Below are 24,467 nucleotides of genomic sequence, written 5' to 3' on the forward strand. Positions count from 1 at the left end.
TCAGTTCCATCCGGCCTGGGTGCCGCCTACACGGGCGGCTTCGATCTGTTCCTGGTAGCCGCTGGCGAGGTAGGCGCGCATCGGGTCCGCGGGCAGGCCACGGTCCTCACGCCACCCGCCGAGGTCGGCGCGTACGTCGGTGTAGAAGGCGTCCATGAAGATCTCGTTGGCCAGGAGTACGTCGCCGTCCTCCTGCGCCACGGCGAGAGCATCGGTGTCGAGGAGGAGCGCCCGTGCGGACATCTCCTGGACGTTCAGCACCGACCGGATCTGGCCCGGGATCTTCTTCTCGATGTTGTGGCACTGGTCGAGCATGAAGGCGACACCAGCATCCTTCACCGGTTTGAAGCCGCCGCCGCGGACCACCTCGACCAGGATCCGGAAGAGCTGGAACGGGTCGGCCGCACCGACGATCAGGTCGTCGTCGGCGTAGAAGCGGCTGTTGAAGTCGAACGAGCCGAGCCGCCCCAACCGCAGCAGCTGCATCACGATGAACTCGATGTTGGTGCCGGGCGCGTGGTGGCCGGTGTCGAGGCACACGACGGCACGCTCGCCGAGCGCGCTGACCTGGGCGAAGGACGTACCCCAGTCGGGGACGTCGGTGTGGTAGAACGCCGGCTCGAAGAACTTGTACTCGAGCACGAGACGCTGCTCCTCACCGAGGCGCTCGTAGATGGTCGCGAGCGACTCGGCGAGCCGGTCCTGGCGGCCGCGCATGTCGGCCTGGCCGGGGTAGTTGGACCCCTCGGCGAGCCAGATCTTCAGGTCGCGCGAGCCGGTCGCGTTCATCACCTCGATGCACTCGAAGTGGTGGTCGATCGCCTTCTGCCGGATCTTCACGTCGGTGTGGGTGAGCGCGCCGAGCTTGTAGTCGTCGTCCTGGAAGGTGTTGGAGTTGATCGTGCCGAGCGCGATCCCCTGGTCCTCGGCGAAACTTCGCAGAGCCGCGTAGTCATCGACCTTGTCCCACGGGATGTGCAGCGCCACGCTCGGCGCCAGGCCGGTGAAACGGTGCACGGTGGCCGCGTCGGCGACCTTCTCCTCAGGGGTCCGCGGGGTGCCGGGGGTGCCGAAGACCTTGAACCGCGTCCCCGAGTTTCCGTAGGCCCAGGAGGGGACCTCGATCTCGAGGGCGGCCAGGTCGCCCGAGATCTGGTCGAACGTCGTCATCGGTGAGCCTCTCTATCTGCGGTTGAAAGGTTTCAAAGCGCGGATCCGACGTTAGTGGCGCACATCACGTGCGTCAAGAGGATGGCGAGGTTTCGGTGCGTTTCAGCCCTCTCCGCGAAGCGTCAGTTCTTGGCCGCGAGAAGTCGGTTTCTGACGGCGAGGAGTCAGTTCGTGGCCGCAGGCCCGTTCTGCGTACGGGAATTGACGCCTCGAGATCGGGAAACTGACCCCTCGACGTCAGAAACCGACTTCTCGGCGTCAGGAACTGACTTCTCGGGGTCAGGGGTTGAGCTGGTCCTCGAGGTGGAAGACCTCCTCTAGGCGAAGGAAGCCCTCGTCGGGCGCGACACCGTCGAGGTCCTCGAAGAACTCCGCCATCTCGGCCTGCCAGCGGGCGTTGACCTCGGTCGCTGCCATCGCTGCCTGAGCTGCCTCGATGGAGGGGGTCTCGACGTACCCGATGAGCAGCCCGTCGGGCCGCAGGAAGAGCGAATAGTTGTGCCACCCGGTCTCCGCGAGCGCGCGCAGCATGTCGGGCCAGACGGCGGCATGGCGCTGCTTGTACTCCTCGATGCGCTCGGGCTTGACCTGCAGCTGGAAGCAGACGCGCTCCATGACGACCTCCGATGAAACGATTTAGACACGGACGCTAGTAAGCCTGCCCAAATCGGTCAATCGGTGTGCCCGTGGCTCCTCGTCAGAGCGCGGGCAAGGGCCTATGCTGCGATTGAACGTTTCAGGAAGGAGCCAAGGTGGCGATCACCCCGGCTGCGGGTTCGTCTCGCAGCGCCTCGGTCAAGGATGTCGCGGCCACCGCCGGCGTCTCCCTCGGCACCGTGTCCAACGTCCTCAACCGTCCCGAGCGGGTCAGCCGGACGACACGCGAGCGGGTGGAGCGGGCGATGGCCGACCTCGGATTCGTACGCAACGAGTCCGCCCGGTCGCTGCGCACCGGCAGCACCCAGTCGCTGGCCTACGTCATGCTCGACGCCGGCAACCCGTTCTTCACCGATGTCGCCCGTGGCATCGAGCTGGCTGCCGAGGCGGCCGGGCTCTCGCTGTTCCTGTGCAACAGCGACGGCCGCTCGGCACGCGAGGGCGCGCATCTGGCCCACCTGCAGCAGCAGCGGGTCCAGGGCATCCTGATCACCCCGGTCGACCCGGACGACCCGCAGATCGACCAGCTGAGTGCGCGCGGCACCCCGGTCGTCATCGTCGACCGCACCCGTGCGGGCTCATCCTTCTGCTCCGTCGCCGTCGACGACGTCCTCGGCGGACGACTCGCCGTCGAACATCTCATCGACGTCGGACACCGTCGGGTGGCGTACGTCGGCGGGCCGGAGTCGATCGGGCAGGTCCGCGACCGTGGCGAGGGCGCCCGGCAGGCCTGGGCCGAGGCCGGGCTCCCGCCCGAGGACCTGATCACGCTCTCCTGCGATGCCCCGACCGTCGCCGCCGGCCGCGCGGCCGGCGAACGGCTCGTCGGACTGCCCGCCCGGCGTCGCCCCACGGCCGCGTTCTGCGCCAACGACCTGCTCGCGCTCGGGCTGCTCCAGCAGACGATCTCCAGCGGCAGGACCGTGCCCGGTGACCTCGCGATCGTCGGTTATGACGACATCGAGTTCGCCGCGGCGGCAGCCGTGCCGCTCACCTCCGTACGCCAGCCCCGCCATGACCTCGGCCGCCGCGCAGCCGAGCTGCTCCTCGACGAGGTCGGCGACCCCGCCCACGAGCACGAGCAGGTCGTGTTCACCCCCGAGCTCGTCGCCCGCGCCTCCACACTGGGCCGCTCCTGACCGCCGGAGCAGGAGCGGGCGTACGCCTTCAGTGGATGCCTTAGGCTCCAGAAGCGGAAGCCGAAGGAGGATCAGTTGGCCGGGGAGCGTGCAGCGACGCTGAGCGATGTCGCCCGCGAGGCAGGGGTCTCGCTGGCGACCGCGTCACGCGCGCTGAACGGGAGCGACCGGGTGGTGCGTCCCGAGCTGCAGGAGCGGGTGCTGGCAGCGGCAAGCAAGCTCGGCTACACGCCGAACGCCAACGCCCAGGCGATGGCGCGCGGCTCGACCGAGACGGTCGGGCTCTTGGTGAAGGACATCTCCGACCCCTACTTCTCGACCATCGCCGGGGGCCTGGCAGACGAGGCCGAGAAGCACGGCCTGCTGGTGATGCTGTGCAACACCGGCGGTCAGCCCGAGCGCGAGCAGAAGTTCCTGGCCGCGCTGCGTCGCCAGCGCAGCCGGGCGATCGTGCTGGCGGGAAGCGACACGGCCGACGTACGCCACACCAGCGAGGTCGCCGACCTGCTGACGTCCTACCTGGACGGCGGCGGCCGGGTGGCCGCAATCAGCCAGCCGCGCCTGCCGGTCGACACCGTCGTGATCGACAACCACGGCGGCGCCAAGGCGCTGGCCGAGCAGCTGGTCGGCCTCGGCTACCGCCGCGCGGCGGTGCTCACCGGCCCTGAGGATCTGCTGGTCTCGGCGGAGCGTCACGCGGGCTTCGCGGAGGGATGGCTGGAGACGACCGGCTCGGAGCCGGCGTGCGTCTCCGACGAGTTCAGCTGGGACGGCGGACGCCGGGCGATGACCCGGCTGCTCGAGAACGGCCGAAACAACGGCGCGGAGGTCGACTGCGTCTTCGCGGTCAACGACCTCATGGCGCTCGGCGCCCTGGCCGCGTGCCGGCAGGCAGGTATCGAGGTGGGGCCCGAGCTGGCCGTCGCCGGCTTCGACGACATCGCCACGCTGCGCGACGTGACCCCGGGGCTGACCACCGTACGTCTCCCCCTGGCCGACATCGGCCGGCTCGCCCTCGAGCTCGTCCTCGGCAAGCCGTCGGCGGAGCTGCGCAAGCGGTCCGTCCACGGCGAGGTCGTGCTGCGGGAGAGCACTCCCCCGCGTTCCTGACCCCAGCGCCGAGTCGGCGCAAACTGACGAGAAATCGCGCCGAGTCGGCGCGTCATAACGAGCCGGCTCGGCGGATATTTCGGTCAGGATGTGCCGACTCGGCCAGATTCGTGGTCAGAACGCGCCGACTCGGCCGGGTCGAAGGCCGGCCAGGCGGAACGCCCTCTTGCGACCGACGTCACATCTGTCCTACCGTATCGGAAAGCGCTTTCCCCCATCGCTTTCCCGCGATTCCAGCAGACGAGGAACCCTCACATGGCCACACGACGGCTCGGCATCATCATGAACGGCGTCACCGGACGCATGGGCTACCGCCAGCACCTGGTACGCAGCATCCTGGCGATCCAGGAGCAGGGCGGCGTCGAGCTCTCCGACGGCACCCGGATCCTGCCCGACCCGATCCTGGTCGGACGCAATGCCGAGAAGCTCCAGGACATCGCCAAGGAGCATGGCCTGGACCGTTGGACCACCGACCTCGACGAGGCATTGGCCAACGCCGAGGACACCGTCTACTTCGACTCCCAGCTGACCAGCGTCCGCGAGACCGCCATCACCAAGGCGGTCGCGGCCGGCAAGCACGTCTACACCGAGAAGCCGATCGCCGACGACGTCGAAGGCTCGTTGCGCCTAGCGCGTCTGGCGGCCGAGGCGGGCGTGAAGAGCGGCGTCGTTCATGACAAGCTCTACCTCCCAGGCCTGCTCAAACTGCGCCGCCTGGTCGAGTCCGGGTTCTTCGGCCGCATCCTCAGCGTGCGCGGCGAGTTCGGCTACTGGGTCTTCGAGGGCGACCTGCAGCCCGCCCAGCGGCCGAGCTGGAACTACCGCAAGGAGGACGGCGGCGGCATCGCCACCGACATGTTCCCCCACTGGAACTACGTCCTGGAGAACCTCTTCGGCAGGGTCGAGGCCGTCACCGCCAAGGTCGTCACCCACATCCCCGAGCGCTGGGACGAGAACGGTCAGAAGTACGCCGCCACCGCCGACGACTCGGCCTACGGCATCTTCGAGCTCGAGGGCGGGATCGTCGCCCAGATCAACTCCTCGTGGGCCACCCGGGTCAACCGTGGCGAGCTCGTGGAGTTCCACGTCGACGGCACCCACGGCTCCGCCGTCGCCGGCCTGCACCACTGCGTCACCCAGGACCGCAACCTGACCCCGAAGCCGGTCTGGAACCCCGACCTGGTCGAGTCGATCCGGTTCCGCGAGCTGTGGAACGAGGTGCCCGACAACCAGCCCTTCGACAACGGCTTCAAGGCCCAGTGGGAGCAGTTCATCCGCTACGTCGAGGGCGACGGCGACCACCCCTACGACTTCATGGCGGGGGCCCGTGGCGTCAGGCTCGCCGAGGCCGGGCTCACCTCCTCGACCGAGGGCCGCCGGATCGAGCTCGGAGAGATCGAGCTGTGACCTCCGTACGCCTCCCCCGCCCCGACGGCGGCACCGAGCTCCACACGCTCGCGGACCCCAGGGAGTGGACGAAGCCGAGCGCGCCTTTCACCTCCCGCACCGCCTACGCCGCCGCCCATGTCGTCCCACGCACGCTCGCCGAGAACGTGCCCGGCGCCCCCGCGGACATCGACTGGGACCGTACCCTGGCCTACCGACACGAGCTGTGGTCCTACGGTCTCGGCGTCGCCGAGGCGATGGACACCGCGCAGCGCGGCATGGGTGTCGACTGGACCGCCGCGGCCGAGCTGATCCGCCGCTCCGCCGCCGAGGCGGCCACCGTCGGCGGGTCGATCGCCTGCGGCGCCGGCACCGACCAACTCACGCTCGAGGCCGTCCCCGAGGGTAGGGCCGGCCTGGCCGCCGTCATCGACGCCTACCGCGAGCAGATGAAGGTGGTCGCCGACACCGGCGCGACCACGATCGTGATGGCCTCGCGGGCACTCGCCCGCGTCGCCCGGCATGCCGACGACTATGCCGAGGTCTACGCGACCCTCCTCGACGAGGCCGAGAGCCCGGTCATCCTGCACTGGCTGGGCGACATGTTCGACCCCGCGCTGGCGGGCTACTGGGGCTCCTCCTCGGTCGAGGAGGCGACCGAGACGTTCCTCGACGTGATCCGGGCCCGACCCGGCAGGGTCGACGGGGTCAAGGTCTCGCTCCTCGACGCCGAGCACGAGGTCGGGCTGCGCCGGGCGCTGCCCGGCGGCGTACGGCTCTACACGGGGGACGACTTCAACTACCCCGAGCTGATCGTCGGCGAGGGGACCGAGGAGGGCGAGTTCTCGCACGCGCTGCTCGGCATCTTCGCCGCGATCTACCCGGCGGCCTCGGCCGCACTGCAGGCGCTCGACGACGGTGATCCCGAGACGGCCAAGCAGCTGCTGGAGAGCACCCAGGCGCTCGGCCGCAAGATCTTCGAGGCGCCGACCTACTACTACAAGACCGGGATCGCGTTCCTCTCCTGGCTGGGCGGCCACCAGCCCGGCTTCTCCATGGCCGGCGGCCTGCACGCCGGTCGCTCAGTGCCCCACCTGGCCGAGGTGTTCCGGCTGGCCGACGCGGCGGGCCTGCTGACCAGCCCCGACCTCGCGGCCGCACGTATGCGCGCCTTCCTCACCGTGCAAGGAGTCGACCAGTGACCGACGGCATCACCGGGCTGGAACGCCTCTCGCTCAACACCAAGACCACCAGCACCTGGACCCTCGCCGAGGCCGTCGACGGAGCAGCCCGAGCCGGCATCCCCGCCCTTGGGCTGTGGCGCGACCGCGTGCACGAGGCCGGGCTGGAGAAGGCCGCCAAGCTCGTACGCGACGCCGGGCTGCGCGTCTCCTCGCTCTGCCGTGGCGGCTTCCTGACCGCATCTGATGAGGCCGGGATCGCCGGAGCGCTCGAGGACAACAAGCGGGCGATCGACGAGGCCGCGACGCTGGGCACCGACGCACTGGTGATGGTCGTCGGCGGCCTCCCCGAGGGCGACGTCGACCTGGCCGGTGCCCGGGAGCGGGTCGCCGAGCGGCTCGCCGAGCTGGCCCCGTACGCCGGTGACCACGGTGTGAAGCTGGTCCTGGAGGCGCTGCACCCGATGTACGTCGCCGACCGGGCGGTCATCTCGACCCTCGGCCAGGCGCTCGACATCGCCGCACCGCACCCCGTCGACGCGGTCGCGGTCGTCGTGGACACCTTCCACGTCTTCTGGGACCCCGACCTCGCCGCCCAGATCGAGCGGGCCGGCACAGAGGGCCGGGTCGCGGCGTATCAGGTCTGCGACTTCAACCTGCCGATCCCCGCCGACGCGCTGCTGGCACGCGGGATGATGGGCGACGGTGTCATCGACTTCGCCTCGATCACGCGGATGGTCGCCGAGACCGGGTACGCAGGTGATGTCGAGGTCGAGATCTTCAACGAGGCGGTCTGGGCCGCCGACCCCGACGAGGTGCTCGCCACGATGTCGCAGCGCTACCGCGACCTCGTGCTGCCTCATCTGTGAGAGAAAACGCCGCCGAGCTGCTCTCACAGCTCGGCGGCGAACTCGTGTAACACGTCGTTCGTAGGACTATCCGGTCGTTATAAAAGGCGAGTAGACCTACGAACAGCGTGTTACAGCGAGCGGAGCGCTCAGAAGTCGAAGTCGTCGATGTTCGACTCGTCGAAGACCGTCGGCTCGCCCAGGACCACTACGCCGTCGGCGCCTACGGTGTATTCACCCAGGTCACCGGCCTCGAACTTGTCGCCCTCCTTGCCCTCGATGTCACCCGAGGCGAGCGCGTCGGCCGCGTAGGCCGACAGGTAGCCGAGCTGCTCCGGGTCCCACAGCGCGAAGCCCTTGACGGTGCCGTCCTTGACGTACTCCCGCATCTGGTTCGGGGTGCCGAGGCCGGTCAGCGCGACCTTGCCCTTGTACTCCGAGTCGGAGAGGTAGCGCGCGGCCGCGGCGATGCCGACCGTGGTCGGGCTGATGATGCCCTTGAGGTTCGGGTGGGACTGCAGCAGACCGGCGGTCTTGTCGAACGACTTCTGGTCGTCGTCGTCGCCGTAGACGGTCTGGACGAGCTTGATGTCGGGGTGGCTGGCGGCCAGCTCCTCCTCCATCAGCTTGATCCACTCGTTCTGGTTGGTGGCGTTGGCCGCCGCGGAGAGGATCGCGATCTCGCCCTTGCCGCCGATCTGCTCGGCGATCAGGTCCACCTGGCTCTTGGCGATGCCGGCGGCGTCGGCCTGGCTGACGAAGACGTCACGGAACTGCGGCTCCGTGTCGGAGTCCATCGTGACGACCTTGGTGCCGGCGTTGCGGGCCTCCTCGAGGGCGTCACCGATGGCGGTCGGGTCGTTGGCCGAGACGACGAGCGCGCCGGCACGCTGCTGGGTCGCGGTGTTGATGAAGCTGACCTGGGAGTCGGGGGTCGACTCGGTGGGGCCCACCTGCTTCCACGTGGTCCCGATCTCGTCGGCGGCCTTCTTGCCGCCGGTGTCGGAAGCGTCGAAGTAGGGGTTGCCGAGGTTCTTCGGGATGAAGGTGATGCTGCTGGTGTCGCCGCCACCCTCTCCATCGTCACCGCTGTCGCTCCCGCCGCCGCAGGCGGATAGGGCGAGGCCGAGGGCCGCAACGATGGCGACGGCACTGCCTGCGCGTCGGAACTTGCTGGTCATGTCACTCACTCCGGTTTCTTTGAGGAGACTGCTTTGAGGATGGTTCGTCCGAGCTGTGTTCGCCACGTTCGTTGGGCGCCCGATAGGTGCCGACGATGCGACCGGTCCAACCGAGAACGCTGGCCGCGATGACCGCTGCGATGAGAAGTACGCCGGTGATGATCTGGATGATGTTGGCGCTGAGTCCGTCCAGGCGCAGCGCGCTGCCGATGGTTCCGATCAGGACGACGCCGGCGATGACGCCGGGGATGGCGCCGCGGCCACCGAAGATGGAGACCCCGCCGAGCAGCACCGCCGCCACGACCTGGAGCTCCAGGCCGGTCGCGTTGTCGCCCCGCGCGCTGCCGTAGCGCAGCGTGAAGTAGATCCCTGCGAGCCCCGAGACGAGCCCGCTGAGCGTGAACAGGATCAGCTTCGTACGGTCGACGTTGACGCCGGAGAAACGCGCCGCGTCCTTGCTGAGACCAGCGGCGAAGATCCCTCGACCGAAGGGCGTGAAGTGCAGGATCACGGCGAAGATCAGGATCAGTACGACCAGCGGGATCGTCATCAGCGGGATCTGGGTGTCGCCGATCCGGGCCTGGACGGCGTCGCCCCAGGAGTCGGGCCAGTCGGTGATCGCGGTCGTGCCGAGCGCGCCGACCGCGATGCCGCGGAAGAGCGCCATGGTGCCGATCGTGACGGCCAGCGACGGCAGTCCGAAGCGGGTGACGAGCACCCCGTTGAACGCTCCCGCGACCGCGCAGGCGAGCAGGGCGAGCACCATCGCGGCGACCATCGGCACGCCCTCGCGGTGCAGCACCCCGAACAGGACGCTGGAGAGCCCGACGACGCTCGCCACCGAGAGGTCGATCTCGCCGGTGATGATGATCAGCGTCATCGGCAGCGCGATCAACAGGATCGGGGTGATGTCCAGGACCAGGAAGTAGACCGTGATCGGGTCGGAGAAGTTGAGGATCGCGATCGAGGCGTACGTCCACACGACCACGAGCAGGGCGATGATCGCGGCGTCCCTGGTCATCAGGGTGCGCTGCCACCACGGCTTGGCGTGAGCGGCGTACGTCCGGGCCGGCGCCTTCTCGGAGAGCAGGCTCGTCATGCTTCTTCCCTCTCTGCGAGGAGCTTGTCGTGCTGACGGCGGGCGAAGTAGCGGTCCAGGACGATCGCACCGATGATCAGCGCGCCGACGACGGCCTGCTGCCAGAAGTCGGGGATGCCCAGGACCGGGAGCGCCCGGTTGATGGTGGTGAGGAGGTACGCCCCGAGAGCCGCCCCGAGGACAGTGCCGCTGCCGCCGAAGATGGCCACGCCACCCACGACCGCGGCGCCGACGGCCTCGAGCTCGATGCCTTGGCCGACACCGGAGCTGATGGTGCCGTAGCGGGAGACGTACAGGATCCCGGCGAGGCCGGCGAGCGCACCCGAGGTGGCGAACGCCTGCAGGACCCGGCGCTTGTCGCGCAGCCCGTAGAGGGTGGCGGCGTCGGGGTCGGAGCCGATCGCGTAGAACTCGCGCCCGACCCGGGTGGAGCGCATCAGGTAGATCGCGGCGGCCAGCAGCACGAACGAGATCCAGGCGAGATTGGGGATGAACAGGAACGATCCCGTGCCGAAGTCGAGCAGCCCGGGCGGGATGTCGGAGGCATTGATCCGGTCGCTGCCGGCCCACTCGAGCATGATGCCGCGGTAGATGTAGAGCGTGCCGAGGGTGATGACCAGCGCCGGCACCTTGGCGAAGGCGACCAGCGCCCCGTTGATCAGGCCGAGCACGGCACCCGCGGCGACGGCGATCAGGACGACCAGGATCACCGGGAGCCCGGTGTCGAGGAAGAGCCGCCCGGCCAGGTAGGCCGTGAGCCCGAGCGTCGAGCCGACGCTGAGGTCGACGTTGCGGGTGACGATCACCATCGCCTGGCCGATGGCCAGGCAGACGAGGATCGCGGGGGTCAGCGTGAGGTCGCGCCAGCCGTCCGTGCTGAACAGGAAGTTCGGGTTCACCGCCGTGGTGACCACGAGCAGGGCGACGAAGGCGACGGCGATGCCGGTCTCGCGCTGCTTGAGGAGCCAGGTCAGCCTGCCGGCTGCTCGGTGTCGCGGCTGCGGCGCGGCCGGTGCGGGCGCGTCGAGCGTGGTGGTCATGATGCCTCGCTGACGTTCAGGGTGGTGGAGTGGTGGGCCGTCGCCGCGCGCATGACGGCCTCGGGGGTCGCCTCCGCGCGGCTCAGCTCGGCCGTCTGGTGACCCTCGCTGAGGACGATCACCCGGTCGGCCATACCGAGCACCTCGGGGAGCTCGGAGGAGATCATCAGGATCCCGAGACCCTCCTGCGCGAGGGTCGAGAGCAGGCGGTGGACCTCGGACTTGGTGCCGACGTCGATGCCTCGGGTGGGCTCGTCGATGATCAGCACCTTCGGCTGGGTCGAGAGCCACTTGGCCAGGACGACCTTCTGCTGGTTGCCGCCCGAGAGCGTGCCGGCCAGGGTGTCGAGCGTCGCCGCCTTGACCTCGAGCCGGGCGGCCCAGTCTGCGGCCGAGCGGTTCTCGATGCCGGTGCTGATCAGCCCGGTGCGTGCGAGCCGGCCGCGGGTCGGCAGGGTGATGTTGCGCGAGATCGGCGCGTCGAGGACGAGACCGTGCTGGCGGCGATCCTCGGGGACGAACGCCAGCCCCATCTCGATCGCTCGTCGCGGGTCACCCGGCGGGACCGGCTGCCCGTCGAGAGTGACCTCGCCGGACTCGTAGGGGTCGACACCGAAGATCGCCTGTGCGACCTCGCTGCGTCCAGCGCCGACGAGTCCCGCCAGGCCGACGATCTCGCCTTCGCGGACGGTGAGGCTGATGTCGTGGAACAGCCCGGTGCGGGTGAGGCCTTTGACCTCGAGCAGCGGCTTGCCGACGGTCGCCTCGAGCTTCGGGTAGAGGTCGGAGACCTCGCGCCCGACGAGCCGCTGGACGATCTCGTCCTCGGTGACCGCCGAGATGGGGTCGGTGGAGATGTAGGCGCCGTCGCGCATCACCGTGATCGTGTCGCAGAGCGCGAACACCTCGTCGAAGCGGTGCGAGATGAAGACGACCGCGCAGCCCTGGTCGCGCAGCGTGCGCGCCACGCTCATCAGCCGCTCGACCTCGTTGCCCGAGAGGGCCGCGGTCGGCTCGTCCATGATCAGGACCTTGGCGTCGAGCGAGAGCGCCTTGGCGATCTCGATCAGCTGCTGGTCGGCGATCGAGAGGCCCTCGGTCGGGCGGTCGGGCTCGATCGGGACACCGAGCCTGGCGAAGAGCTCGACGACCTCGGTGCGCATCGCGGCGCGGTCGATCCGGCCCCAGCGGTTGGTCGGCTGGCGCCCCATGAAGATGTTCTCGGTGACCGAGAGGTCGGGGAAGAGGGTCGGCTCCTGGTAGATGACCGCGACGCCGGCCTGCTTGGCGTCGGCGGTGTTGCGGAAGTCGACCTGTTCCCCGGAGAGCAGGTAGTCGCCGGCGTCGCGGCGATAGAGCCCGGCGACGATCTTGACCAGGGTCGACTTCCCGGCACCGTTCTCCCCCACGAGCGCGTGGATGGATCCGGCCTCGACCCGGAGGCAGCCGGACCGGAGGGCGCGTACGGGGCCGAAGGACTTGGCCACGTCCCGCAGCTCCAGTGCGGCGGGTGTGTCCGGCATGGGCAGCTCCTCGAATTGAAAGGTTTCAAGCCTGGTTTACGCTAGTGATGGCAATCACATACGTCAACACTCTTCGGCTGCTAATTTGAGCAAGGTTCGGACTTTGTCCTCGGGCCGGACCGACGACCACACACGGCCGGAGGGGAATCTCGCCGCGTCACAGAGCGTTGAGAGCCCCATGCACGCACTCTGGGTATGGGCTCATCCGCACGCGGCATCGCTCAACGGACGGCTGCGGGAGGTGGGCATCAGCGCCCTCGACGCGACCGGCTGGAGCGTCGACGAGATCGATCTCTATCGTGAAGGTTTCAATCCGCTTCTCGTGGAGCGAGGCGAGGCCGACGTACGTCACCACCAGGACCGCCTCAGCCGAGCTGATCTGCTGGTCGTCCAGTTCCCGCTGTGGTGGTATTCGGTGCCGGCCGTCCTCAAGGGCTGGATCGACCGGGTCTTCGAGTCGGGGTTCGCCTTCGACGTACCTGACCCGGAGACCGGCAAGCCGCTCAAGTACGGCAAGGGCGGGCTGGCCGGCAAGCGTGCCCTGACCGTCGTCACCGCCGGCGACCGGGCCGCGACCCTCGGGCCACGCGGGATCAGCGGTGACATCGAGGACGTCTTGTGGCCCCTGCTGCACGGCACCTTCTGGTACACCGGGATGGACCCGCTGCGTCCCCACCTGATCACCACTGCCGACGAGGTGGACGCTTCGACCATGGCGCAGATCGAGGCCGACCTGCGCGTGCGTCTCGAAGGGGTGATGACGGAGCGGCAGATCGACTACCGCCCCATGACCGAGGAGCACTACGACCACACGATCAGGCTCCACGACTCGGTGGCACCCGGGGACGAGGCGCTGAGCGCCCACCGCCAGAGCGGATCGGAAACGCCCGGATAGCAACGGTTGCCACCGGAAGCCGCTCGATGCGCTCTAATGGCCCCTGAGCGGGGTCGATCGGGGATCCTGCAGGCGGTAGAGGTGGTTACGTTGGCACAGGATCCGTACAAGCCACGGACACCGATCATCGGGATGGTGATGGTGTTCTCGGCCCTGGCGATCGTCGGGGTGACGGCGTATCTGCATCTGGGCTGGTGGTCGTTGATCGGCTACGCGGTCGCCGCGGTCGTCGCCGTGGTCGGCGGATGGCTCCTCTTCAAGGACGTCCCCGAGCCACCGCACTCCGGACCGGGAGCGAGCCGATGACCGACACCGACGACCAGACGGGCGGCCCGGTCAGCGGCCCGGTCAGCGGCCTGACCGACGAGGACGAGGGCTACCACAAGAGCCTGAGCCCACGGCAGCTGCAGATGATCGCGATCGGCGGTGCCATCGGCACCGGGCTGTTCCTGGGTGCGGGTGGCCGTCTGCACGAGGCCGGCCCGGGGCTGTTCCTCGTCTACGCCTTCTGCGGCGTGTTCGTCTTCCTCATCCTCCGAGCGCTCGGCGAGCTCGTGCTCCATCGACCGTCATCAGGCTCCTTCGTCTCCTACGCTCGTGAGTTCATGGGTGAGCCGGCCGCGTTCGCCGCCGGCTGGATGTACTTCCTGAACTGGGCGATGACATCGATCGTCGACGTCACGGCGATCGCGACGTACATGCACTTCTGGGGCGCGTTCGAAGTGATCCCGCAATGGGTGATCGCGCTCGTCGCGCTCGCCGTGGTGCTGTCGATGAACCTGATCTCGGTCAAGCTCTTCGGCGAGCTCGAGTTCTGGGCGGCGCTCGTCAAGGTCGTCGCGCTGGTCGGGTTCCTCGTGCTCGGGACGATCGTGCTCGCCCGTGGCGAGGGCCTCAACGGCCAGGAGACCGGGATCGGCATGGTCATCGACAACGGCGGGCTGTTCCCCGTCGGTGTCCTCCCGCTCGTCATCGTGGTCTCCGGTGTGGTCTTCGCGTACGCGGCGGTCGAGCTCGTCGGCACGGCGGCCGGCGAGACCGCGGAGCCGGCGAAGATCATGCCCCGCGCGATCAACTCCGTGATCGCGCGGATCGCGGTCTTCTACGTCGGCTCGCTGGTGCTGCTCGCGCTGCTGCTGCCCTACACGACCTATCAGGCCGACGAGAGCCCGTTCGTGACGTTCTTCGACGAGCTCGGGATCGCGAACTCCGGCACCATCATGAACCTCGTGGTGCTGACCGCCGCGCTCTCCTCGCTCAACGCCGGTCTCTACTCGACCGGCCGCATCCTGCGGTCGATGGCCATGAGCGGGAGCGCGCCGACCTTCACCGGGCGGATGTCGCGGAACGGTGTGCCGTACGGCGGGATCCTGCTCACCGGTGTCATCACGCTCTTCGGTGTCGCTCTCAACGCGATCGTCCCGGGCCAGGCGTTCGAGATCGTGCTGAACATGTCGGCACTCGGCATCATCGCGTCCTGGACCACCATCGTGCTCTGCCAGATCCTGCTCTACCGACAGTGGAAGAAGGGCCTGATGTACCGGCCCGAATTCCGGTTGTGGGGGTCGCCGTGGACGGGCTACGCGACGCTGGTCTTCCTCGCGACCGTGCTCGTCCTGATGGCCTTCGACTACCCGATCGGGACCTGGACCGTCGCAACCCTGGTCATCATCGTCCCGGCGCTGATGATCGGTTGGCGCCTCGTGCGCGACCGTGTCCAGCAGATCGCGCACGAACGTGAGGGCTACACCGGCGCGATCCCGATCCGGGCCGAGCGCCCGACCACCGACGAGGGCGACAGGCCGAAGGACTGACAAGAGGCCGCGCGGATCAGGGGATGTACCCGCGCGGCCGTTGCCCTGCTCGACCCGTCCTCGATGGGCTGGGACGGGTCGAGCAGGTGGGGGTCAGGCGGCCTGGCCTTCGCCGACCGTGCCGGCGAGGATCTGGGAGGCGATGTCGAGCACGGTGTCGATCGGGATCGCGTAGCCGGAGATCTCGGCCGAGCCGGACGTCGCGGCGACGTTCATCCCGATGACCTCACCGTCCTCGTCCAACAGCGCTCCGCCGGAGTCGCCGGAGACGACGTCGGCGTCGGTCTCGATCAGGTTCCTCAGACTCGAGGCGGTGCCGTCCTCGTTGTCGACAGTGATCGAGGTGCTCGGGTCGGTCACCGTGCCGTCCGCGGCCGCGAGCGAGCCCTGACCCTTGGCGTTGCCGACGGCGGTGACCTCGTCACCGCGGTTGGCGTCATCGCGGTCGATCGCGACTGTCGAGAGACCCGAGGCGTCCGCGAGCTGGAGTACCGCGACGTCGTGGACGTCGTCGTAGCCGAGGACGGCCGCGTCGTACGTCCAGCCCGTGGCGGGGTCGGTCACCGAGATCGAGGTGGCGCCCTCGACGACGTGGTGGTTGGTCACCACGATGCCGTCGTTCGTGATCGTGAGCCCCGTCCCGGCGCCCCGGGCCGAGCCGTAGTCGACGGTGGTGTCGATCAGGACGACGCCCGTCGACTCGGAGCCGGTCGCGGGCTCGGAGTCGACCGGCTGGGTCGAGGTGCCGAGGCCCTGCTGGTACGGGGCCCCGGGCTCGCCCTCGTAGCTGTCTCCGTAGCCGCCCGGGTAGCCGCTCCCGGAGCCGCCTCCGTAGCTCTCGACCGAGTCACCGGCACCGTGCCCGGGCTCGGCTCCATACGTCATGGCGCCGCTGACCGCGGACACCGCCAACGCCGGCGCGACGAACGGGATCGCTACGAGCGGGATCGCCAGGACGGCGAGAGCTGCGGGGTGAACACGGCGTGAGCGGGACATCGGGTCCTCCTTGAGGCGGTTGATGCCTCAAGATTCCGCTCGCTCCCTGTGGGGTTCCTGTGAGCCAGTCACGTGCTGGCTGGGAATGTTCCCGCCCCTCGGAATGAAACGGTGCCCGATGGGGTACTGCGGGGCATGGCCGAAGCCCCCGCACTCGTCCAGCAGCTGCCGGTCGGTGCCTCGTCGTCAGCCGTGGGCTCGGGTCGCGTCCGCACCGAGCTGCGCGATCGGATCCAGCGGAGTGACCTCTTGAGTGGCCAGATCGACCATCACCGCGGTGTCAGCGGGCACCGGCGTCCATCCGGGTTGTCCGAGACCGCTGGAGACGATCTCGAGACCGTGGTCGGTCCTGCGATAGTCCATCGCGAAGTACTCCGTGGTGTGGCGGGGCGGGATCTCGTCCTCGTCGTCGAAGATCTCCCGGAGCGCGCGCAGGGGCGAGTCAGCACGCGAATTGATGTGGATCGCGAACATGTGTGTCCGGGTGAGCATCAGCGCGTTCAAGCTGCATCGCGGGAACTTCTGGACCAGCGTCGCCAGTGCTCGGGTGACTCCCTCGGCCTCGTCGCCGTACTTCTCCACGCTCTGGTGCACGAAGTGGAAGTAGCGCTCGCTGTCGGTGTCACCCCGCAGCCGCGCCCGGGACTCCGGCGTGAGCAGCGCCTCCAGGTCGGAGATCGGAGAGACGTGGCCGTTGTGGGCGAACGCCGCCCCGTCGGTCAGGAAGGGATGGGTGTTCTCCGGACGTACGTCGAGACCACCGGTCGCCCAGCGCAGATGCACGAACCCGGCATGGGACAGCGGGGCCTCGACGAGCCTGCGATAGGTCGGGTCGACGTCCGCGGAACGCGGCGAGCTCGTCGTGCAGGTGCCCTCGGGCGTATGCCAGGCCATCCCCCAGCCGTCGGCGTGCACGGCGGTGAGCGAGGTGAACGCGTCCAGCCCCTCCTCTCCCAGCAGGTCGGCGACAGCGCAAGGGGAATCGGACACGTATCCGAACAGACGGCACATCGTCTGGTGACTCCTTCCAGAGAAAGGTGCGAACGGTGAACAGACGCTCTTCAAGCAGTACCCATGACCAGGTCCGGACAGTCGGTGTCGAGGAGGAGCTCCTCCTCGTCGACGCCAAGACCGGTGTCCCGCGGTCGGTGGCCAGCGAGGTGCTGCGGGTGGCGCGCCGGCGGGGTGAGACCGAGGCAGATGCAGATGAGGCCGGGGGTTCGGTGGGACCGGAGATGCAGCAGCAGCAGGTCGAGACCGACACACCGCCGGAGGAGCATCTCGGGTTGCTCGAGCTGGAGCTGCGGAAGTGGCGCGACAAGGCGCGCGCGGCCGCGGCCGAGGCGGGCGCGTTGATCCTGGCCAGCGGCACGACCCCGTTGCCGGTACGTCCCCAGACCTTCGACGACGAGCGCTACGCGGCGATCACCGAGCAGTTCGGGCTGACTGCCAGCGAGCAGCTCACCTGCGGCTGCCACGTACACGTCTCGGTCGACTCCGACGAGGAGGCCGTCGGGGCTCTCGACCGGATCCGCACCTGGCTTCCGGTGCTGCTCGCGGTGAGCGCCAACTCGCCGTTCTGGCACGGCGCGGACTCCGGCTACCAGAGCTATCGGTCCCAGGCGATGACACGCTGGCCGACCAATGGACCGACCGAGATCTTCGGCAGCGCTCAGGCCTACCTCGACCATCTACGCCTGCTCGTCGACACCGGGGTTCCTCTGGACGAGGGCATGGCGTACTTCGACGCCCGCCCGTCCCGCCACTACCCGACCCTCGAGATCCGGGTCGCCGACGTCTGCCTGGACCCTCGCGACACGATCTTCGTCGCGGCGCTGGCGCGGGCGCTGGTCGATACCGCGGCCGAGGAGTGGGCGCATGGCCGACCGGCCGACCCGGCTTCGGTCGCGGTGCTCCGGCTCGCCATGTGGCAGGCGGGCAAGCACGGGATCACCGGAGATCTGCTCGACCCGCGGACCCATCGGCCGCGACCGGCTCGCGAGGTGGTCGAGAGCCTGGTCGAGCACGTCGCCCCGGCGTTGCGTGAGACCGGCGACCTCGTCCGCGTCGAGACTGGCATCGACCGGATCTTCACCCGTGGCACCGGCTCCACGACCCAGCGGCGGATCCACGCCGAGGAGGGTCAGCTCGCCAGTGCCGTGGTCCGGTTGGCCGAGCTCACCTGAAGCTCGACCCGCCTCGACCCCACCTCGAACCGATCAGGAGGAACCCACCGTCATGATCCGATTCGGCCATCTCGACATCGACTTCGACGATCGCGTGCTCACCCCACGTACCTGGACCGTACGTCAGTCCGAATGGGCAGCGGAGCTGGCAGCGGGGCTGCCGGACGGGCCGATGCTCGAGCTGTGCTCGGGCGCAGGCCAGATCGGCCTGCTCGCGGCCGCGATGACCGGCCGCCGGCTGGTGTGCGTCGACGCGAACCCGGTCGCATGCGCGTTCGCCCGCGCCAACGCAGACCGTGCCGGGTTGAGCCGCTTGGTCCAGGTACGCGAGGGCAGCATCGAGCAGGCTCTCGACCCGGACGAGCGTTACAGCCTGGTGATCGCCGACCCTCCGTGGGTGCCGACGGCGCAGGTCGGCCGGTACCCCGAGGACCCACGGATGGCCATCGACGGCGGGGCCGACGGGATGCTCGTCGCCGAGACGTGTCTGGCGGCGACCGCCCGGCACCTCTCCCCCGGCGGCTCGGCCGTCCTCCAGCTCGGCACGGCCGAGCAGGCCGATCGGCTGCCGGATATGGTCGACGGCAGTGGTCTGACGATCCGGGAGGTCCGTGACTCGCCGGGCGAAGGGGTCCTCGTGCACCTCGCCCGGGCGGCGAGCATGGCCGGCCCGGACACCGGGTACCGAACGGCCTGAGGGGAAGGTGGGCGGAGATGCTGCCGAAGTCGCGTGGCACCTTGAGTGCCGCTGTGTTCACCGCGCTGCAGAGCGGCGCGACCGGGAGGCTGGAGTCGGCTCCCGAGTCCGAGGAGGATGCTCAGATCGCGCTGTGGGCTCTCTACGAGCTCCACTACCGCGGCTTCGACGAAGTGGATCCCGACCTGGAGTGGGACCCGGATCTGCTGCGGGTGCGCCGAACACTGGAGAGGTCGTTCGAGGCCGAGCTGCGTGCGCGCTGGGAGCAGAGCCCGTTGCACGAAGACAGCGAGCTGGGCCTGACCGGGCTTGTCGACAGCCACGATGGTCCCTCGTTGGCACGGTTCGTGCAGCGACGGGCCGATCGGGAGCAGGTGCTGGAGCTCCTGCAGCACCGCTCCCTCTACCACCTCAAGGAGACCGATCCGACCAGCTGGGTCGTCCCGCGGCTCGAGGCCCGGCCCAAGGCTGCGCTGATGGAGATCCTGTTCGACGAGTACGGCGGTGGTGACCCGAACCGGCTGCATCACCATCTGTTCCGTCGCGGTCTGGAAGCGGCCGGTCTACGTTCTGACCACGCCTGCTACGTCGACGAGGCACCTGTCGAGATCCTCGCGATGAACAACGCGCAGTCGCTCTTCGGACTGCACCGCCAGCTCAGAGCAGCGGCCCTCGGCCACTTCGCTGTGTTCGAGTCCACGAGCTCTGTGCCCTCCCGGCAGCTCGCCCAAGGGCTGCGTCGCCTGGAGTTCCCCGAGGAGCTGGCGGCGTACTACGACGAGCACGTGGAGGCCGACGCCGTCCATGAGCAGGTCGCCGTGCGCGACGTGTGCGGCGCGTTCCTGGACGAGGAGCCGAGCGAGCGCGACCACCTGCTCTTCGGCGCTTTCACCTGTCTCGACCTAGAGGCTCGGTACGCGCGGGCGATGCTCACCCGGTGGGGTGCGTCATGACGGACTTCGAGCACGCCTCGGTCGTGCTGTGCCCGGCGGGGCCGATGCTGCTGCGCGGCAAGCACGAGATCCAGGATGCCGACGGAAAGATCCACCGCACGGTCAGGCCGGTCAGCGCGGTGTGCATGTGCGGTGGGTCGGCGATCAAGCCGTGGTGCGACGGTACGCACCGGCTGCTGGCCGCGAGAGCGCGCGACAACGACGAGACCCCCGGGTGAGAGGCTCCCCACGTGGTTCGGCTTCGTCGGGTCTCGGCGGAGGAGCCGGGATGGACCCGCCGGCGCGCGGGTCGGGGTTTCGTGTACCTCGACGAGTCCGGGTCCCGGCTGCCTGAGGAGGCGACGGCGCGCGTACGCGCTCTCGCCATCCCACCGGCCTGGGAGGACGTGTGGATCTGTCCGCGCGAGAACGGGCACCTCCAAGCCGTCGGGACCGACGCGGCCGGCCGCCGCCAGTACCTCTACCACCCCGACTGGCGGGCGAAGCGCGACCAGGAGAAGTTCGATGGGGTGATGGAGCTCGGGGCGGTCCTTCCCCGCGTACGCCGCCGGACGGAACGCGATCTCGCCACCTCCGGGATGAGCCTCGACCGGTCAGCAGCGCTCGCGCTGCGCCTTCTGGACCTGGGATGCTTCCGGATCGGCAGCGACGCCTACGCCGACGACAACGGCAGCTTCGGCCTGACAACGCTGGAGCGTCGCCACGTCCGTCGGCGGGGCGACTCGTACGTCTTCGCCTTCACCGGGAAGTCCGGAATCGACCACACCATCAGCATCGATGACCCGCTCTCGGTGGAGGCGATCGCCCAGCTTCGTCGCCGTCGCGCCGGCTTCGAGGAGATCCTCGCCTACAAGGAAGGGCGGCGATGGCTACGGCTGACCCCGGCGCTGGTCAACGACTACATGCGGGAGGTGAGCGGCCTGGAGGTCTCGGCGAAGGACTTCCGGACCTGGCACGCCACCGTGCTCGCGGCGCTAGCGCTGTCCGAGGACCCGCAAGCCGCGAAGCGGGCGACGCCGACAGCCAGGTCCCGCCGTAAGCAGCAGGTCGCCGCGATCAAGGAGGTCGCGGAGTACCTCGGGAACACCCCCGCGGTGGCCCGGAGCTCCTACATCGACCCGCGGGTCCTCGAGCTGCACGAGCAGGGACGCACGATCCGGGTACGCAAGGCCGCGAACGACGACCCGCAGGCCCGTCAGGCCGCGGCGGAGCGCGCGGTCCTGCGGTTGCTGGCAACGGAGGAGGGCTGACCCCTCTCAGCCCTCGACCCCGGTCGCCTCGTGGGACGAGCCCACCGGCTTGCTCTCGGGCGACCCTCGCTGTCGGAGGTAGATCGCGAAGACGGCCATCGAGCCGACCGCGAGGAACTCCGACTGCCAGTTCTGCAGGGTGCGCGACCAGAAGTCCGAGTGGATGAGGTAGGCGCCCCACGTGATCGGGTCGCGGAGCTGCTCCAGCCGGGTCTCGTTGTAGGCGGCCCACCCGGACACCGACTGGACGAACCAAGACAGCACGAAGATGGCGCCCATGACGATGCCGAGGGAGCGGGAGTAGAGCGCAGCCCGCAGACCACCGGCCCGGGCCATCGCGGGCGAGTCGGGACGGACGTAGGCTCCGACCTTCTGCCGCTCGTCGGACTCCTTCCCGGCATGCTCCACCGGCTTCGACTCCGGGGATCCTCGTTGCACCAGCCAGACAGTGAGCACGATGAAGAGCAGGAACTGCAGATACTCGCTCTGCCAGTTCTCGGTCACGTCCACGGCGAAGCTCGCCGAGGTGAGATACCGACCCAGCGAGATCTGGTCGAGGCCTTCCGCGAACTGCTGGTCGTTCAGCTGGTGCCAGCCGGCGAACGCCTGCCCGACCAGAGCGGCCAGGAAGAGCAGCCCGAAGATGAGGCTGAGCGAGTTCTCCTTGAGGAACCGACGCATCAGGGGCTCCTTCACGCGTGCCTGAGGGCGATGACCAACGTGTAGAGCAGGCCGACGCCGATGACCGCCAGATAGGCGACGTACATGATCCGCATCTCAACCTCCGTGCACAGCGCAGTCATAGGGCTTCGGCTGCTGCGGCGTGCAGCCTGCCGCGAACAACCGCCAGCCGTCGTCGAACCGGGCCAGGAACATGGTCTCGCTCTGGAAGCGGACCTCTGCCATGGTTCCGAAGACATCAACGCGCTCGAGTGCGCCCGGGGTCGGAAGCGTCTCCTCGGCCATCGCCTCGGCGCAGGGCGCCTTGGCAGCGGCTTCCAACTCGGTGCGCGTCTCCGGCGCCAGCACCGCGCAGGCACGTGCCCAGTCCCGCGCGGCGACCGCCTCCTGGAAGTCGGCGGCTCTGTCGCGTACCGCGTCTTCATGTCCTGTCGCGCATCCGCTGAGGACCATCGGTAGAAGCAGCGCCATCGCGGTGACCCACCACCTCATCGGGGACTCCTCAGCCGTGGGCGGCCCGTGCCGCGCCTGCCTCCGTGGACTCGCCGCCGGTCTGCAGCTGGCCGCCCTGGTCCTCCAGGTGGGCACGGACGAACCAGTGGAAGAGCTCGAGCTGCTCCACCTGACCGATCAGGACGTCCTGGGTCACCAGGTCGAGCTCCTCGACGGCCTTGATCGCCTCGCGGTAGGAGCCGATCACGCCCTGATAGGTGACGTCGAGCGCGGCCAGGTGCTCCTGGGTGGTGGCCCTGCCGATGCTGTAGTCGTTCCACGTACGTTCCTGCACCAGCGCCCCCGGGGTGCCTCGCGGTGCGCCGCCGAGGGTGGCGATCCGCTCGGCGAGAGCGTCGGCCATCGCGCGTACGGCCTCGACCTGGGGGTCGATCATCTGGTGCACGGCGATGAAGTGCGGACCCACGACGTTCCAGTGCACGTGCTTGAGGGTGAGCTGGAGATCGTTGGTTGCGTGAAGGCGAGACTGCAGCAGGTCGATGGTCGTCCGGGCGGCATCCTCGTCCAGGCCAGGGATCGTGTAGTGCAGCTTGTCGTTCGTCATGTCGAGGCCGGTACCCCGGGCTGCTCGATTAATGCCTGAGCACGGGTGCGAATAAACTTGGCGCGTGTCCGCTCTCCTCAGCTCGCCGTCTCGTGTCTACCGGATCGTCGCCACCGCCGAGGCGGTGACCTGGGCCGGGCTGCTCAGCGGCATGTTCCTGAAGTACGTCACCGAGACCACGGAGCTGGGAGTCAGCATCTTCGGGATGCTGCACGGCATCGTGTTCATCGCCTACTGCGTGACCACGACCGTGGTCGCGATCGACCAGCGCTGGTCGATCAGTCGACTCGTCGCCGGCCTCGCGTCCTCGATCCCGCCGTTCTTCACGCTCTGGTTCGAGCGGTACGCCGCAGGCCGCGGTCTGCTCGCCCCGACGTGGCGACTGATCGACGAGTCCCCGAACCGCCCTCTCGAGCGGCCGCTGTCCTGGCTGCTCCGCAACCCGGCGCGCGGCCTGGCCGCCGGCCTGGCGAGCGTCGCCGCGCTGACGGTGGTCGCGCTGGTCGCGGGACCGCCGGTCGGCTGAGCCGACCGGCGGTGCGCAGAGGCGCCTCAGCTGTCTGCGTGCTGATCCAGCTCGTCCCGTAGAGCCTGCTTGTCCTTGTTCCCGACGGGGATGTCCGCGTTGGCGGCCTGGCGACGCATCTCCTCACGGGTGATGTCCTGCGGCATGTCGCCGAGGTGTTCCTGCCGGCTCTTCAGGAACGCCTTGCCCAGCTCGGCGCGGCGGGTGTCGTCGAGACGGTCGCGGAGCCCCGGCAGCACGGTGGTCTCCTCCTCCTCGACATGGTGGGTGACCGCGTCGACAACCTCCTTCAGCTTGCTCTCGTAGGCGGCTGAGAAGGGATCGCACTCGGAGAGCTCGGCGAGGAGGCGGTCAGCCAGCAGGTGCTCCTCCTGACTGTGCGCGACATCGTCCTTCTCCCCCGCCTCGTCGCGGGCAGCCGGGTAGACCTCGGCCTCCTCGGCACGGCTGTGCGCGGCCAGGAGGGTCACCAGGACCGGGGTCAGCCCGGCGCGTACCTCCGGTTCTCGCTGAAGCTTCTCGAAGAGGCTCTCCACCTCGCGATGGTCCTGCATGATCAGGTCGGTCACGTCTTCGGACACGACGTCTCTCCTCTGCGCTGGTAGGGGTTCGGCCGCTCACCGGTACCCATGAACCCGCTCACTCAGTCCGGGGGCTCCTCGACGATGTGCACGGCCGCTTCCTCAGCCGACGCGCCGGCGCCGTCGATGCCTTCGTCCTGCCCGACGAGGCCGCCCTCGTCGTCCTCGCGCAGACCCTGGTCGGGGCTGGTGAGTCGACCGGCGCGCGCCTCACCCACTTCCCCGGTGACCGGGCCGTCCAGGATGTCGGCATCAGCCTCGCCGTCGGCGCCCTCCCAGACCTCAGGCTCTTCCTGCGCGCGCCGTTCGTCGATGGTCTCGCCCTCGATCTCCTCGCGCGGCGTGACCCCCTTGGCGTTCACGCCCCGGGGCCGCTCGGGCGGGGAGTAACCCTCGTCCAGGACGTCGTCCACACCGCGGTCGTCGAGGGTGTCCTCTGGCTGAAGCTGATCTTCACTCATGATCCGACCGGTACCCCTGACCGGGCGGACGATGCT

General features: G+C 69.0%; 27 protein-coding genes. 14 read left to right on the plus strand and 13 right to left on the minus strand.

The genetic code is table 11. The features are described 5' to 3' along the window. Together rhaI and IEY84_RS20370 are read right to left on the minus strand one after the other, a co-directional pair. Entirely contained in the window at positions 1-1,170 is a 1,170-nt protein-coding gene (gene rhaI, locus IEY84_RS20365) for an L-rhamnose isomerase (RefSeq protein ID WP_183548206.1), read from the minus strand. Positions 1,171-1,449: 279 nt separating this feature from the next. Further along, complete coding sequence (locus IEY84_RS20370; RefSeq protein ID WP_183548208.1) at positions 1,450-1,785, minus strand: L-rhamnose mutarotase; 336 nt, start codon at positions 1,783-1,785, stop codon at positions 1,450-1,452. 137 nt (positions 1,786-1,922) lie between these two features. Here IEY84_RS20370 and IEY84_RS20375 point away from each other — a divergent pair, with 137 nt between their 5' ends. The 5 genes from IEY84_RS20375 (at position 1,923) to IEY84_RS20395 (ending at position 7,512) form a co-directional block, all read left to right on the plus strand. After that, on the plus strand, positions 1,923-2,966 hold the full coding sequence (locus IEY84_RS20375) for a LacI family DNA-binding transcriptional regulator (RefSeq protein WP_183548210.1): 1,044 nt from the start codon (positions 1,923-1,925) through the stop codon (positions 2,964-2,966). Positions 2,967-3,041: 75 nt separating this feature from the next. Next, complete coding sequence (locus tag IEY84_RS20380) at positions 3,042-4,076, plus strand: LacI family DNA-binding transcriptional regulator (RefSeq protein WP_183548212.1); 1,035 nt, start codon at positions 3,042-3,044, stop codon at positions 4,074-4,076. Between the two features lie 255 nt (positions 4,077-4,331). Next, entirely contained in the window at positions 4,332-5,483 is a 1,152-nt protein-coding gene (locus IEY84_RS20385) for a Gfo/Idh/MocA family protein (protein WP_183548214.1), read from the plus strand. After that, the gene (locus tag IEY84_RS20390; protein ID WP_183548216.1) at positions 5,480-6,664 is read left to right on the plus strand and encodes a dihydrodipicolinate synthase family protein; all 1,185 of its coding nucleotides are present in this window, start codon (positions 5,480-5,482) and stop codon (positions 6,662-6,664) included. The genes IEY84_RS20385 and IEY84_RS20390 overlap by 4 nt, the downstream gene beginning before the upstream one ends. Further along, complete coding sequence (locus IEY84_RS20395) at positions 6,661-7,512, plus strand: sugar phosphate isomerase/epimerase family protein (RefSeq protein WP_229788876.1); 852 nt, start codon at positions 6,661-6,663, stop codon at positions 7,510-7,512. The genes IEY84_RS20390 and IEY84_RS20395 overlap by 4 nt, the downstream gene beginning before the upstream one ends. A 128-nt stretch (positions 7,513-7,640) precedes the next feature. On the opposite strand, the gene rhaS is transcribed toward IEY84_RS20395, so the two are convergent. From rhaS to IEY84_RS20415, 4 genes are read right to left on the minus strand one after another with little or no spacing between them, the layout of a single operon-like run. Then, positions 7,641-8,672 (minus strand): rhamnose ABC transporter substrate-binding protein, encoded by a 1,032-nt coding sequence (rhaS, locus tag IEY84_RS20400; RefSeq protein ID WP_183548218.1) that lies wholly within the window; start codon positions 8,670-8,672, stop codon positions 7,641-7,643. Position 8,673: 1 nt separating this feature from the next. Continuing rightward, positions 8,674-9,771 (minus strand): ABC transporter permease, encoded by a 1,098-nt coding sequence (locus IEY84_RS20405; RefSeq protein ID WP_183548220.1) that lies wholly within the window; start codon positions 9,769-9,771, stop codon positions 8,674-8,676. Then, positions 9,768-10,811, minus strand: a complete 1,044-nt coding sequence (locus tag IEY84_RS20410; protein WP_183548222.1) for an ABC transporter permease — start codon at positions 10,809-10,811, stop codon at positions 9,768-9,770. Before IEY84_RS20410 ends, IEY84_RS20405 begins: the two co-directional genes overlap by 4 nt. Further along, a complete protein-coding gene (locus IEY84_RS20415; protein WP_183548224.1) occupies positions 10,808-12,334 on the minus strand; it encodes a sugar ABC transporter ATP-binding protein in 1,527 nt (508 codons plus the stop codon). Before IEY84_RS20415 ends, IEY84_RS20410 begins: the two co-directional genes overlap by 4 nt. 178 nt (positions 12,335-12,512) lie before the next feature. Here IEY84_RS20415 and IEY84_RS20420 point away from each other — a divergent pair, with 178 nt between their 5' ends. From IEY84_RS20420 to IEY84_RS20430, 3 genes are all read left to right on the plus strand, one after another. After that, on the plus strand, positions 12,513-13,229 hold the full coding sequence (locus IEY84_RS20420; protein ID WP_183548226.1) for an NAD(P)H-dependent oxidoreductase: 717 nt from the start codon (positions 12,513-12,515) through the stop codon (positions 13,227-13,229). Positions 13,230-13,310: 81 nt separating this feature from the next. Further along, the gene (locus IEY84_RS20425) at positions 13,311-13,535 is read left to right on the plus strand and encodes a hypothetical protein (protein WP_229788878.1); all 225 of its coding nucleotides are present in this window, start codon (positions 13,311-13,313) and stop codon (positions 13,533-13,535) included. Next, positions 13,532-15,043 carry an amino acid permease gene (locus IEY84_RS20430; RefSeq protein ID WP_221209073.1) on the plus strand — a complete coding sequence of 504 codons (1,512 nt, stop codon included), beginning with the start codon at positions 13,532-13,534 and terminating at the stop codon, positions 15,041-15,043. Before IEY84_RS20425 ends, IEY84_RS20430 begins: the two co-directional genes overlap by 4 nt. A 93-nt stretch (positions 15,044-15,136) precedes the next feature. Here IEY84_RS20430 and IEY84_RS20435 read toward each other — a convergent pair whose 3' ends face one another. Together IEY84_RS20435 and IEY84_RS20440 are read right to left on the minus strand one after the other, a co-directional pair. After that, a complete protein-coding gene (locus tag IEY84_RS20435) occupies positions 15,137-16,039 on the minus strand; it encodes a S1C family serine protease (RefSeq protein WP_183548228.1) in 903 nt (300 codons plus the stop codon). Between the two features lie 186 nt (positions 16,040-16,225). After that, entirely contained in the window at positions 16,226-17,050 is an 825-nt protein-coding gene (locus IEY84_RS20440) for a class II glutamine amidotransferase (RefSeq protein WP_260173849.1), read from the minus strand. A 35-nt stretch (positions 17,051-17,085) separates the two neighbouring features. Between IEY84_RS20440 and IEY84_RS20445 the strand changes: the two genes are divergently transcribed. The 5 genes from IEY84_RS20445 to IEY84_RS20465 are packed head-to-tail and all read left to right on the plus strand — an operon-like array spanning position 17,086 to position 21,125. Beyond that, on the plus strand, positions 17,086-18,225 hold the full coding sequence (locus IEY84_RS20445; protein ID WP_183548232.1) for a carboxylate-amine ligase: 1,140 nt from the start codon (positions 17,086-17,088) through the stop codon (positions 18,223-18,225). A gap of 52 nt (positions 18,226-18,277) precedes the next feature. Continuing rightward, positions 18,278-18,922 (plus strand): methyltransferase, encoded by a 645-nt coding sequence (locus tag IEY84_RS20450; protein ID WP_183548234.1) that lies wholly within the window; start codon positions 18,278-18,280, stop codon positions 18,920-18,922. Positions 18,923-18,939: 17 nt separating this feature from the next. Next, the gene (locus IEY84_RS20455) at positions 18,940-19,875 is read left to right on the plus strand and encodes an iron-containing redox enzyme family protein (RefSeq protein ID WP_183548236.1); all 936 of its coding nucleotides are present in this window, start codon (positions 18,940-18,942) and stop codon (positions 19,873-19,875) included. After that, positions 19,872-20,093 (plus strand): CDGSH iron-sulfur domain-containing protein, encoded by a 222-nt coding sequence (locus IEY84_RS20460; RefSeq protein WP_183548238.1) that lies wholly within the window; start codon positions 19,872-19,874, stop codon positions 20,091-20,093. The genes IEY84_RS20455 and IEY84_RS20460 overlap by 4 nt, the downstream gene beginning before the upstream one ends. Before the next feature lie 12 nt (positions 20,094-20,105). Continuing rightward, positions 20,106-21,125 (plus strand): DNA topoisomerase IB, encoded by a 1,020-nt coding sequence (locus IEY84_RS20465; protein WP_183548240.1) that lies wholly within the window; start codon positions 20,106-20,108, stop codon positions 21,123-21,125. A 6-nt stretch (positions 21,126-21,131) separates the two neighbouring features. On the opposite strand, the gene IEY84_RS20470 is transcribed toward IEY84_RS20465, so the two are convergent. From IEY84_RS20470 to IEY84_RS20480, 3 genes are all read right to left on the minus strand, one after another. Next, a complete protein-coding gene (locus IEY84_RS20470) occupies positions 21,132-21,806 on the minus strand; it encodes a DUF6766 family protein (protein ID WP_183548242.1) in 675 nt (224 codons plus the stop codon). A 96-nt stretch (positions 21,807-21,902) separates the two neighbouring features. Beyond that, complete coding sequence (locus IEY84_RS20475) at positions 21,903-22,298, minus strand: hypothetical protein (RefSeq protein WP_183548244.1); 396 nt, start codon at positions 22,296-22,298, stop codon at positions 21,903-21,905. A 10-nt stretch (positions 22,299-22,308) separates the two neighbouring features. After that, the gene (locus tag IEY84_RS20480; RefSeq protein WP_183548246.1) at positions 22,309-22,863 is read right to left on the minus strand and encodes a Dps family protein; all 555 of its coding nucleotides are present in this window, start codon (positions 22,861-22,863) and stop codon (positions 22,309-22,311) included. A 64-nt stretch (positions 22,864-22,927) separates the two neighbouring features. On the opposite strand from IEY84_RS20480, the gene IEY84_RS20485 reads away from it, so the two are divergent. Continuing rightward, positions 22,928-23,389 carry a DUF3817 domain-containing protein gene (locus IEY84_RS20485; protein ID WP_183548248.1) on the plus strand — a complete coding sequence of 154 codons (462 nt, stop codon included), beginning with the start codon at positions 22,928-22,930 and terminating at the stop codon, positions 23,387-23,389. A gap of 26 nt (positions 23,390-23,415) precedes the next feature. Here the strand turns inward: IEY84_RS20485 and IEY84_RS20490 are convergent, their stop codons facing one another. After that, a complete protein-coding gene (locus IEY84_RS20490; RefSeq protein WP_183548255.1) occupies positions 23,416-23,970 on the minus strand; it encodes a hemerythrin domain-containing protein in 555 nt (184 codons plus the stop codon). A gap of 62 nt (positions 23,971-24,032) precedes the next feature. Beyond that, entirely contained in the window at positions 24,033-24,431 is a 399-nt protein-coding gene (locus IEY84_RS20495) for a DUF5709 domain-containing protein (RefSeq protein WP_183548258.1), read from the minus strand. Between the last annotated feature and the right edge of the window lie 36 nt (positions 24,432-24,467).

Origin of the sequence: Nocardioides albus (genome assembly GCF_014648255.1) — a bacterium.
GTDB lineage: Bacteria > Actinomycetota > Actinomycetes > Propionibacteriales > Nocardioidaceae > Nocardioides > Nocardioides albus.

Bases quoted from the DNA above. Each gene is read 5' to 3' on its own strand.
- rhaI (WP_183548206.1), bottom strand. From the start codon at position 1,170: ATGACGACGTTCGACCAGATCTCGGGCGACCTGGCCGCCCTCGAGATC.
- IEY84_RS20370 (WP_183548208.1), bottom strand. From the start codon at position 1,785: ATGGAGCGCGTCTGCTTCCAGCTGCAGGTCAAGCCCGAGCGCATCGAG.
- IEY84_RS20385 (WP_183548214.1), top strand. From the start codon at position 4,332: ATGGCCACACGACGGCTCGGCATCATCATGAACGGCGTCACCGGACGC.
- rhaS (WP_183548218.1), bottom strand. From the start codon at position 8,672: ATGACCAGCAAGTTCCGACGCGCAGGCAGTGCCGTCGCCATCGTTGCG.
- IEY84_RS20405 (WP_183548220.1), bottom strand. From the start codon at position 9,771: ATGACGAGCCTGCTCTCCGAGAAGGCGCCGGCCCGGACGTACGCCGCT.
- IEY84_RS20410 (WP_183548222.1), bottom strand. From the start codon at position 10,811: ATGACCACCACGCTCGACGCGCCCGCACCGGCCGCGCCGCAGCCGCGA.
- IEY84_RS20415 (WP_183548224.1), bottom strand. From the start codon at position 12,334: ATGCCGGACACACCCGCCGCACTGGAGCTGCGGGACGTGGCCAAGTCC.
- IEY84_RS20420 (WP_183548226.1), top strand. From the start codon at position 12,513: ATGCACGCACTCTGGGTATGGGCTCATCCGCACGCGGCATCGCTCAAC.
- IEY84_RS20430 (WP_221209073.1), top strand. From the start codon at position 13,532: ATGACCGACACCGACGACCAGACGGGCGGCCCGGTCAGCGGCCCGGTC.
- IEY84_RS20435 (WP_183548228.1), bottom strand. From the start codon at position 16,039: ATGTCCCGCTCACGCCGTGTTCACCCCGCAGCTCTCGCCGTCCTGGCG.
- IEY84_RS20440 (WP_260173849.1), bottom strand. From the start codon at position 17,050: ATGTGCCGTCTGTTCGGATACGTGTCCGATTCCCCTTGCGCTGTCGCC.
- IEY84_RS20450 (WP_183548234.1), top strand. From the start codon at position 18,278: ATGATCCGATTCGGCCATCTCGACATCGACTTCGACGATCGCGTGCTC.
- IEY84_RS20455 (WP_183548236.1), top strand. From the start codon at position 18,940: ATGCTGCCGAAGTCGCGTGGCACCTTGAGTGCCGCTGTGTTCACCGCG.
- IEY84_RS20460 (WP_183548238.1), top strand. From the start codon at position 19,872: ATGACGGACTTCGAGCACGCCTCGGTCGTGCTGTGCCCGGCGGGGCCG.
- IEY84_RS20470 (WP_183548242.1), bottom strand. From the start codon at position 21,806: ATGCGTCGGTTCCTCAAGGAGAACTCGCTCAGCCTCATCTTCGGGCTG.
- IEY84_RS20475 (WP_183548244.1), bottom strand. From the start codon at position 22,298: ATGAGGTGGTGGGTCACCGCGATGGCGCTGCTTCTACCGATGGTCCTC.
- IEY84_RS20480 (WP_183548246.1), bottom strand. From the start codon at position 22,863: ATGACGAACGACAAGCTGCACTACACGATCCCTGGCCTGGACGAGGAT.
- IEY84_RS20495 (WP_183548258.1), bottom strand. From the start codon at position 24,431: ATGAGTGAAGATCAGCTTCAGCCAGAGGACACCCTCGACGACCGCGGT.